Raw genomic sequence first — 10,809 nt, forward strand, 5'->3', positions numbered from 1 at the left:
ATACACATTTATACGAAGCCGGTGGCCAATTTTACCTGGTCGGCAATTGATTGCGAAACGAAGCAGATAACGCTTACCGACCAGTCGACCAGTACTGAAGGTACCAATACGCAATGGATTTGGGATTATGGCGATGGCAGCCCGTTGGATACGCATACCAATAATGCTGCTTTTACACACGTATTCGCTACGGCAGGTACTTATAACGTTAAACTATACACAGTGAGCAGTTTGGGTTGTGCAAGTTTAACGGTTACAAAAAGTATAGTTGTTTACCCGCTGCCAACAAAAGATTTTACCGTACCCGACGTTTGTTTGGCCGATACCCATGCCCAGTTTACAGCGATTTCGACTATTGCCGATAATACCACTTCAACTTACAGTTGGAATTTTGGCGATGCGACCCGGGCCAATGCAAACAACCCCAATACCGCCACCGGGCTAACCGTGACGCATAAATACACCGCTACGGGTAATTATAATGTAACGCTCACCATTACCTCGGCACATGGTTGCGTGGTGGATACGGTGAAACAGTTTACCGTAAATGGCTCATCGCCGCAATCGAAATTTGTGGTGCTGAACCCGACGACCTTGTGCAGCAACCGGGATGTGTTTTTTGTGGACAGCGCCTCGGTGCCGGGTTTTGGCAATGGCAGCGTTACCAGTGTGGACATGTTTTACGATTATGCAAATAACCCAACCGTAAAGGTGCATTACGCGCACCCAACTTACGGCCAACTGTTCAGGCACACGTATCCTCAGGATTCGTTGACGCATTCTTACCAAGTGGTGATGGATGCGTACTCGGGTGGTACCTGTGTTAACCGCAGCAGCCAAAACATTACGGTATTGGGTGTGCCAACGATTACTTTCCCGGCTATAGCTAATATTTGCGAGAACGCCGACCCGGTACAACTGAACATTGTGCATCACGGCCCGATCGGTACACCCGGAGCGGTATTTACCGGAACCGGTGTTGGGCCGACGGGTATTTTTAATCCCGCTATAGCGGGAGTGGGGACGTACACCGTCAAATGTATTTATACCTCGGCCAATGGTTGCGCGGATACACTTTCGCAAACGGTAACAGTTGAGCCTGTGGCTACGGTATCGGCGGGACCTGATGTGGTGGTGCTGGCAGGCGGGCATATCCAGATAAAGGCCACAGCAACAGGAAGTAACCTGCTATATTTATGGAGCCCTTCGGCGGGATTGAACAGGACCGACGTTTTACAGCCTGTAGCTTCGCCAACCGTTAACACAAGATACACGCTGACCGTTATTTCGACAAACGGGGGTGTTTCGTGCCCGGTAACATCGACAGTAACTGTATCAGTTTTGCAGGCGCCGGTTATTCCGACAAGTTTTACGCCTAACGGCGATGGTATAAACGATACCTGGATTATACAAAATCTGGATACCTATCCGGGTGCTACGGTTGATGTGTATAACCGCAATGGCGGCAAAGTATTTTCATCGGTGGGATACTCCATCCCATGGGACGGGCGTTATAATGGCGCAAATTTGCCTGAGGGAACGTATTATTACATTATTGACCCTAAAAACGGCCGCACCAAAATCAGCGGTTACGTTGCCATTATCAGGTAACGATATTTTGCATAGCTTTAACGAAATTTTGATTATTTAAGCAGATAAGTACGCACCAAGTGAAACAGATAAAAATTCTATGTATCGCGGTATTATGCTTATTTTGCCTGAAGGCCTTTCCGCAATCGAATACAACCAATAAGGGTACCGAATTTTGGACCGCGTTTATGCAGAATATCCGCGGCATTGACAACGACGGGCCCTGCGAAATGGACCTTTACATCACTTCGGATGTGAACACCACAGGTTCGGTTACTTTTGTGGATGGAAGTCCCACACAAAACTTTACGGTAACTGCCAACCAGATCACGATATTGACCATGCCTCAAAGCTGTTTTTTGACTAAGGCGGGGCAGTTTGCGGAAGGGATACATATTATAGCACTATTGCCCATCGTTGTTTTTGCGCATATACACGCCACCACCGTATCGGGCGCTACTTTGTTGTTGCCTGTGCCTACGCTGGGGAAAGATTACTTTTCTATCAATTATACGCAGCAATCCAACGAACAGCCCGCTTATTCGGAATTTGTGATTGTAGCTACGCAAGATAGTACCGTGGTTAACGTAACCCCCACGGCTGACCTCACAACGGGGCAAACGGCAGGGTCGACATTTACGTTGAATATGAAGAAAGGCGATATTTACCAGGCGTTTTCTTTTACCGATTTGACGGGTTCACGCATACAGTCGGTAAGTGTGGGCACCAATACCTGCAAAAAAATAGCCGTTTTTTCGGGTAGCAGTAAGTTGTATATTGGTTGCAGTCCGGGGGTTCCGGCAGAGCCGGCGAGTATCGGGATCACTTCAGATAACCTTTTCCAACAAGTGTACCCGACGGCATCGTGGGGAAAAAACTATTACACTGTGCCACTTGGGCAGCGTAATTACGATATTTTTCGGATTATATTGAGCGACCCCTCAGCCAATGTTACGTTAAACGGCACTGCACTGAGCGCAAACCAATTTGCCAACGGTCTTTATTATGAGTTTAACAGCAATGTACCTAATATTATCCGATCGGACAAACCGATACAGGTGGTACAGTATGCCGTAACCCAGGCCAACACCATCAATTGCGGTTACGATCCGAATGATGTTGGCGACCCAGAGATGATATTTTTAACGCCGATCGAGCAATCCATTAACGAGGCTACGCTATACTCGACGCCAAAAGAAATGATCACCGAACAATTTATCAATGTGATCATCAAAAGTGCGTCAGCATCCACCTTCACTATCGACGGGGTATCTAAAGGCAGCCAATTCTCACCTTTTGGACTGGACCCTACTTATTCACTTGGGCAGTTTTCGGTAACATCGGGCACGCATACCATACAGGCCAGCGCCGGCTTTAACGCCATTGCTTATGGTTTTGGCAATGCCGAATCGTACGGCTACGCGGCGGGTACCAACCTGAAAGACCTTAACGAATATGTGCAGGTAATTAACCCGGCAACAAAAGCGGTGATTACCAGCGGATGTACCTCGCAGGCCTTTAATACCAATATTACCTTACCCTATCAAACCAACAGTTTGACCTGGGATCTAAAGAATGGCTTGCCAACATATACGGATAACAGTCCGAAAGTAGCGCAAACCACTCAGAGCGGCAGCCAGACGCTGTATACCTATAACTACCCCAAACCGGTGATTTACAACAAAGCCGGAACGTATGATATTACCGTAACCTCGTTTAACCCGGCGGCGGATATTTGCGGTTCGACGGATATTACCGACTTAAACTTTAACATCGTGGACCCGCCGGTGGCGAAGTTTAGTTCGCGCGATACGATATGCACCACGGATACCATCCAGTTTCACGACCAGACCAACGGCGTGGCCAACCCGGTAATAGCCTGGCATTATAATTTTAACAATGGCGATACATCGGCACTACAAAACCCTATCTACTCGTTTATTAAGCCGGGCGATTATTCGGTATCGCTAACGGCAACGGGGTCGACAGGCTGCGCATCGGGACCGTACCTGAAAAAGATACATGTGTATGCTTTGCCGGTAGCGAAATTTACTTTTTCGACGCCTGATTGTGTAACGCGGGCCGTAACATTTACCGACCAATCAACTACCACAGAGCGCCCCATAGCCCAGTGGGTGTACGATTTTGGGGATGGAAGCGCCTTGCAAACGCAGACCAATAACAAAGCTTTTACGCATATATTCACGAAGTCGGGCACTTTCGGCGTAAAGCTGTATAATATAACCGATAAAGGATGTTCGGGCAATACGTTTATCGATTCGGTAACCGTACACCCGCTGCCGGTGATCAAGGTTACTTTGCCCGATGTTTGTATATCGGACGTGGTGGCGCATTTTAGCGACCAAAGTACTATTGCCGACAGCAGCATGGCCCAATTTACCTATCTGTGGAATTTTGGCGATGCCAACTCGACACCGTTGAACCCCAATACATCGACAGCTAAAAACCCGACGCACGCGTTTTCGAACCCGCAGCCGGCTAATTATAATTTAACGCTGACCATTACCTCGAAAAACGGCTGCAGCAGTACGCTGGATACGACATTTACCGTGAACGGCGCCAACCCTACGGCTGCATTTACGGTGCAAAACCCCAACCAGCTTTGCAGCGACCACGAGGTGTTTTTTGTAAACAATTCGAGCGTGAGTTTTGGTTCGGTAACCAAAATTGTGATGCAGTATGATATCAACGACCCGACGAGCATTGTTACGTATATCCACCCGAAGAACGGGCAGATATTCCGCCATACGTACCCTGTGTTTTATACCGGTCCGAATAAAAACTATACGGTGCGGATGATCGCTTACTCGGGCGGAGTTACCTGCGTATCGCAGCCTGTGGATGTGGTAATTACTTTGTTGCCGGTAGAAAAATTAGTGTTTGCGCCATTGGGGCAATTGTGCGTTAACGCAGCTCCGATACAGCTGACGCCTTACATTACTCAAACAGGTGCCTCAGGGCCTGCTGGCGTATTTTCGGGAGCGGGGTTGACGGGTACTACTTTTACGCCATCGGCGGCGGGCGTGGGAACACATACCATCCAATATATTTTTACGGCCACCAATGCTTGCGCCGATACAGCTACACAAACCATAAAAGTGAACCCGCTGCCAACGATTAGCGTTGGCCTTGATACCGCTATTTTGCTTGGCGCTAAAATCAGGCTCATTGCAAGCGCTACGGGCGATAGTTTGAGTTATAAATGGACACCATCGGTGGGGTTAAACTCGGCCACGCTACTGAACCCGACGGCCAGTCCGACACAAACCACTACCTACACCCTCACTGTAACAGGGCAGGGGGTATGTTCGGTATCGGCAAGTATAACGGTGAAAGTACTTTTGCCGCCGGTGATACCCAATACTTTTACACCCAACGGCGATGGCATAAACGATACCTGGGTGATAGACCACCTGAGTGATTACAGCAATTGTACAGTGCAGGTATTTAACCGCACGGGGCAAACCGTATACTCATCTGTAGGGTATACTACGCCATGGGATGGACGGTACAACGACAAGCCGCTGCCGGTGGGCGTGTATTACTACATCATCAACCCGAAACATGGCAGGGCGGCATCATCGGGTTATATTACCATTGTGAGGTGATGAAAATAGCAGCGATAGTTAAAAAATGCAGCTTAAAATGATAAATTGGCTGATTGAAAAATAAAAAAGGTATATTCGTTCCGCCACATATAAAAATTTGAAAATATTCGTTTTAGTTAAAACAAATTGTAATTTTTGAAAATGATTATTTTGGTAACGGATTAGGCGGGCATATAACAGAACTAAATGAAGAGAGTTTACTTGATATTATGTATTGCAGTTTTGGCGTTACGTGTACAGGCGCAACAAAAACCGCAATATACCCAATATGTTTTTAACCCTATACTCATCAACCCGGCAGTAACGGGTATTGAAAGCTATGTTGATGTTAAAGCAGGGTACCGCAGCCAATGGACAGGTTTGCAGGGCGCGCCGGTAACTACTTATTTTACGGTGAGTGCTCCATTGGGCAGGGAGTTTATAGAGGGCGACGCAACCAGCGGCCCGGCCAACGGCGATAACCCTTTGGGGCGTTCGTTTACCTCCACTTATCAGGCCGCCGCGCCGCACCATGGCATTGGCCTCACCATTGTGAGCGATAACGCGGGGCCCATCAGGCAAACCAATATTGATGCTAATTATGCTTACCATATCGGCTTAAGCCCAACCCTGAACCTTGCTGTAGGCGTTTCGGCGGGGCTTTACAACGCCAGTTTGAACACCGCGCTGGTTACTACCGACGTGCAAAACGACCCGGCCATCAGCGGGGGCAACAACAACCAGCTAAAACCCGATGTTAACGCTGGTGTTTGGGCTTATTCGTCGACGTATTTTGTGGGCGTGTCGGTACAGCAATTGTTGCCCGAAACCATCAGTTTTTCGAGTAACCCGGCTTATAATACCGGGCAGGCCGTGCCGCATTATTTTTTGACGGGTGGCGTGAAGATTTTCCTTTCGGACGATGTGGCCATATTGCCATCGGTGTTGTTTAAATACGTAGCCCCGGTGCCTGTTTCGTACGATATCAATATGAAAATGGCCTTTCGCGATCATTTTTGGATAGGCGGATCGTACCGCCAAAACGATGCCGTTGCCGGGATGATCGGGTTTAACATCGGTTCGTTTATGAGTTTAGGTTATTCTTACGATTATACCACATCAAACCTTAATACGGTGAGCAGCGGTACGCACGAAATTGTGCTTGGCTTGCTGTTGAATAATAAATACAACGTTACCTGCCCAAGGCATACGTTTTAGGACAGCCAGCCCCTCTAAATCTCCCCCTGAAGGGGGAGACTTTGAATAATATTTTTTTCCGTTTTGTTTTGTTTCGATTATACTTTGATAGGGTTTGCGAAGACCTGCAAAATCCTGCTTTGTTATTGCTGAACATAATCTTTACCTTCATGCCACTGATCTTATGGAAAAAATCTATCTCACGCTGGCCATTTTAATGGGCGCAACCGCACTTCAGGCGCAAATCATCGACCATGTAAGCGACCCGGTTGAATATATCAACCCTTTGATGGGGACGCAATCGAAAATTGACCTGAGCAATGGTAATACTTACCCGGCCATCGCGCTTCCCTGGGGCATGAACTTTTGGACCCCCCAAACGGGCAAAACGGGCGACGGTTGGCAATATACCTACGATGCCGATAAGATACGCGGCTTTAAACAAACGCACCAGCCATCACCCTGGATGAACGATTATGGATGTTTTGTGATCATGCCGGTAAGCCATCACTTAAAGTTTTCGCAAAACGGGCGGGCAAGCTGGTTTTCGCACAAGGCGGAAGTGGCCAAACCTTATTATTACAGTGTTTATTTGGCTGATGCCGATGTTACTACCGAGATAACGCCTACCGAGCGGGCGGCACAGTTCAGGTTTACTTTTCCGCAAAGCGACAGCTCTTTTGTGGTGATAGACGCGCTGGACAGGGGTTCGTACATCAAAGTCATCCCGAAAGAAAACAAGATCATTGGGTATAGTACACGCTATGCCCGCGGTCCGTTGAAGAACTTTAAGAACTACTTTGTGATTTATGTGGATAAGCCTTTCACCATGGCCTATACCACACGCGATACCGCTTTGGTGAAGGATTCGCTGGAACTCAATACCAAACACGCCGGGGCGGTCATCGGTTTTAAAACGACGAAAGGGGAGCAGGTGCACCTGCGGGTGGCATCGTCGTTCATTAGTTTTGAGCAGGCGGAATTGAATTTGAAACGCGAGGTAGGCGGCGATAGTTTCGACATCACCAAACAAAAAGCAAAAGCGGTATGGAACAAAACCCTGAGCCGTCTGGCTGCCGAGGGCGGCACTATTGATCAGGAGCGCACTTTTTACTCGTGCCTGTACCGCATGCTTTTCTTCCCGAATAAACTGTACGAGATAGATGCCAATGGCAAGCCAGTGCACTGGAGCCCGTATAACGGACAAATTTTGCCGGGTTATATGTTCGCGGGGACGGGTTTTTGGGATACCTTTAGGGCGCTGTACCCGTTTTTGAACCTGGTATACCCGTCCATCAACAAAGAGATGCAGGAGGGTTTGGTGAACGACTATAAAGAAGGTGGCTGGCTGCCGGAGTGGAGCAGTCCGGGATTGGCGAATGTGATGGTGGGGAATAATTCCGCCTCGGTAGTGGCGGAGGCTTACTTGAAAGGTTTGCGGGGGTATGATATTGAGACCCTGTACCAGGCTTTGAAACACGGTGCCAATAATGCAGGGCCGATTAGGGCAGTAGGGCGTTTCGGCGTTCAACAATACAATGATTTGGGCTACGTACCTGCCGATTATACCATCAACGCCAAACATGATACGGTGTTGACCTATCCCGAAAGCGCGGCCCGAACATTGGAATATGCTTATGATGATTTCGCCATATACCAGTTGGGCAAGGCGCTGGGCAAACCTAAAGATGAGATCGATATTTATGCGAAGCATAGCCAGAACTACCGCAACCTGTTCGACAAACAAACCGGCCTGATGCGGGGCAGATACAGCAACGGGCAGTTCCAAACGCCGTTTAACCCCTTTAAATGGGGCGATGCCTTTACCGAGGGCAACAGCTGGCATTATACCTGGGGCGTTTTTCATGATATTAATGGTTTGATAGGCCTGATGGGCGGCAAAAAAACGTTTGTGGCCAAGCTGGATTCGGTGTTTACGTTGCCGCCGGTGTTTGACGATAGCTATTACGGCGAAACCATTCACGAGATACGCGAAATGCAGATAGCCAATATGGGGCAGTACGCGCATGGCAACCAACCCATACAGCACATGATTTACCTGTACGACTATGCCGGCGAACCCTGGAAAACGCAATACTGGGCCCGCGAGACCATGAACCGCATGTACAAAGCCACGCCCGACGGTTATTGCGGCGATGAGGACAACGGGCAGACCTCGGCCTGGTATGTGTTTTCGGCGATGGGTTTTTACCCGGTTTGCCCCGCCAGTGACCAGTATGCTTTGGGCGCGCCACTGTTTAAAAAAATCACTTTGAAGCTGGAAAACGGAAAAACTGTACTTATTCTTTCGCCTGAAAATAATGAAAGTAAAAAATATGTTAGCACCCTTACCTATAATGGCAAACCCTACGATTTTAACTGGCTGAGCCATAGCGCGCTGATGAAAGGGGCGTTGATTGATTTTGGGATGTCGGCTACGCCGAATAAACAGCGCGGGGTGAAGGATGTTGATTTTCCGTATTCGTTTTCGAGGGGGTATTGAGCGGGGGTGCATAGGGCATAGCGCAAGGCGTTTGTAACCTGCCGCTTTGTACAGGATAGCTGTAGGGAGACCCTGCGTGGACGGATCATTTACAATTTATAAATTAATGTGTATTTTTGTATATAAGGAGATAGCACCCGCTTTATGAAAAATATAGAACGCATCACGCTAAACCCCAATATAATGGGTGGTAAGCCTTGTATCAGGGGGTTGAGGATGACTGTAGGCACGGTTATCGGTTTGCTGGCATCGGGCTTTGCTACCGATGATATTTTAAAAATGTACCCTTATTTGCAGCAGGAAGATATTATTGCTGCCCTGTCATACGCTGCCCGTTCAGGCGTCTACGCCTGAATGTTCCATGAAGGCAAGCGTCCACGCTTGCACTGCAGAGGCGATTTGATTTCGGGAGCGTAGACGCTCCCTGTTTAAAGTGTTCAGGCGTGGACGCCTGAACTGGCGAGTTTAATCAATGACCAAAACCATCAAATGAAAACAATTTATACATATTTGGCTACTGCCTTTTTAATAGCAGCCGGCCTTTTTACCGCTAATCGCGCGGCGACGCAAACATCGGGGCCGTTGTTCAATGAGATTGCGCGGTTGGACTCGTTGCAGTTCGCGGCGTTTAATGCCCGTCAACTTGACCAACTGATGAATTATTTTGACCCGAGTTTGGAACTTTACCAGGACAATACCGGGGTGCGGAATTTTGATGAGACCAAAAAGGCTTTCGGCGGGGTATTTAAAATGGGGTACGTTTTGACCCGTAAATTAATTGCCGGAACCATGGAAGTGTACCCGATTAAGGATTACGGCGCGATAGAAACCGGGCAGCATACCTTCTCGCACATCGAAAATGGCAAGCTACAGACCGGCACTTTTAAATTTATGCAGATTTGGCAGAAAAAGAATGGTGTTTGGCGGGTAACACGTGAGGTTACTTATGGCCATTAAATTGGGATGATTGGTTCACGGCTCTTTTGGGATGTCCTGCGACCTATCGTATTTATATTTATAATATAGATGGTGGAAATTCAATCTTAATTACATGGCAGGGTGGCACTGACTTTAAAGTAGTGTCAATATTGTGAGACCACTTTGTTGGATGCTTATGCCGATTTTTGTGGGTGGAAAAGTCCATAGTCTTGAGTCCGAAGTCTTGAGCCCATAGTCTTAAGTCGGTAGTTGATAAAAAGCTTTAAGATTCCGATCTGTTGTTTTGTCTATAACTCAAGACTCCGGACTTTCGACTATAGACTAACAACAAATTCATTTTTAAACCAAAAATCAAACAACCATGGCCATTTTAGAGGAACTATCATTTAAACAACAAAAATTTTGCGAGGAGTATCTATTGAGTTTTAACGCTTATAGGGCTGCCGTGGCGGCGGGGTATAGCGAGAATACCGCCCTTAAGGGCGATTTGCTGCACGTGCCGAAGATGCAGGCGTATTTGAAGGCGGCGATGAGCCGGAGCGCGGCACGTGCGGAATTGACGCATGATATGCTGCTGCGCGAACTGATGAAGATTGCCTTTTGTAATATGGGTAATTATTATGACGATTACGGGCTGCCGAAGAAGATGCATCAGTTGACCGACGAGGAAAAAGCGGCGGTAAGCTATTACCAACGGGCAGATATGTGCTACCAGGACGGGCACATTTTTGGTTAGCTGGTCAAAATAAAACTGCACAACAAAATGGCGGCTTTGGACAGGCTTTGTAAACATACGGGTTTTTACAAAGCGAATTGGAAGCCTTTGCCCGAGGTTGACCGGACGGAAACGGCTGAAGATATTGCTTTTGAAGCGGAGCACGGGCAAACCCGGCCCAGTGCGGCTTTTACCCAAGAGGTAAGCGACGAATTGTATGCACAATTGCTGGAGCGTGATGGGGACAAGATGAGGGC

Annotated in this window: 8 protein-coding genes; all 8 read left to right on the plus strand. The window is 47.9% G+C overall.

What is annotated here, in order from left to right:
- On the plus strand, positions 1–1,611 hold a 1,611-nt coding region (locus tag QZX97_RS10265), incomplete at its 5' end, for a PKD domain-containing protein (protein WP_295664632.1).
- Between the two features lie 167 nt (positions 1,612–1,778).
- Positions 1,779–5,219 (plus strand): PKD domain-containing protein, encoded by a 3,441-nt coding sequence (locus tag QZX97_RS10270; RefSeq protein WP_295664633.1) that lies wholly within the window; start codon positions 1,779–1,781, stop codon positions 5,217–5,219.
- A gap of 186 nt (positions 5,220–5,405) precedes the next feature.
- Positions 5,406–6,416: a type IX secretion system membrane protein PorP/SprF gene (locus QZX97_RS10275; protein WP_295652986.1), complete on the plus strand. Its 1,011-nt coding sequence runs from the start codon at positions 5,406–5,408 to the stop codon at positions 6,414–6,416.
- A 163-nt stretch (positions 6,417–6,579) separates the two neighbouring features.
- A complete protein-coding gene (locus QZX97_RS10280) occupies positions 6,580–8,898 on the plus strand; it encodes a GH92 family glycosyl hydrolase (protein ID WP_295652984.1) in 2,319 nt (772 codons plus the stop codon).
- 144 nt (positions 8,899–9,042) lie between these two features.
- Positions 9,043–9,252 (plus strand): DUF433 domain-containing protein, encoded by a 210-nt coding sequence (locus tag QZX97_RS10285; protein ID WP_295652982.1) that lies wholly within the window; start codon positions 9,043–9,045, stop codon positions 9,250–9,252.
- 135 nt (positions 9,253–9,387) lie between these two features.
- Entirely contained in the window at positions 9,388–9,855 is a 468-nt protein-coding gene (locus QZX97_RS10290; protein ID WP_295652980.1) for a nuclear transport factor 2 family protein, read from the plus strand.
- A 343-nt stretch (positions 9,856–10,198) separates the two neighbouring features.
- Positions 10,199–10,573 (plus strand): terminase small subunit, encoded by a 375-nt coding sequence (locus QZX97_RS10295; protein ID WP_295652977.1) that lies wholly within the window; start codon positions 10,199–10,201, stop codon positions 10,571–10,573.
- Positions 10,574–10,609: 36 nt separating this feature from the next.
- A partial coding sequence (locus tag QZX97_RS10300; protein WP_295664634.1) for a hypothetical protein occupies positions 10,610–10,809 on the plus strand: 200 nt, incomplete at its 3' end.

The organism is uncultured Mucilaginibacter sp. (assembly GCF_903893715.1).
Lineage (GTDB): Bacteria > Bacteroidota > Bacteroidia > Sphingobacteriales > Sphingobacteriaceae > Mucilaginibacter.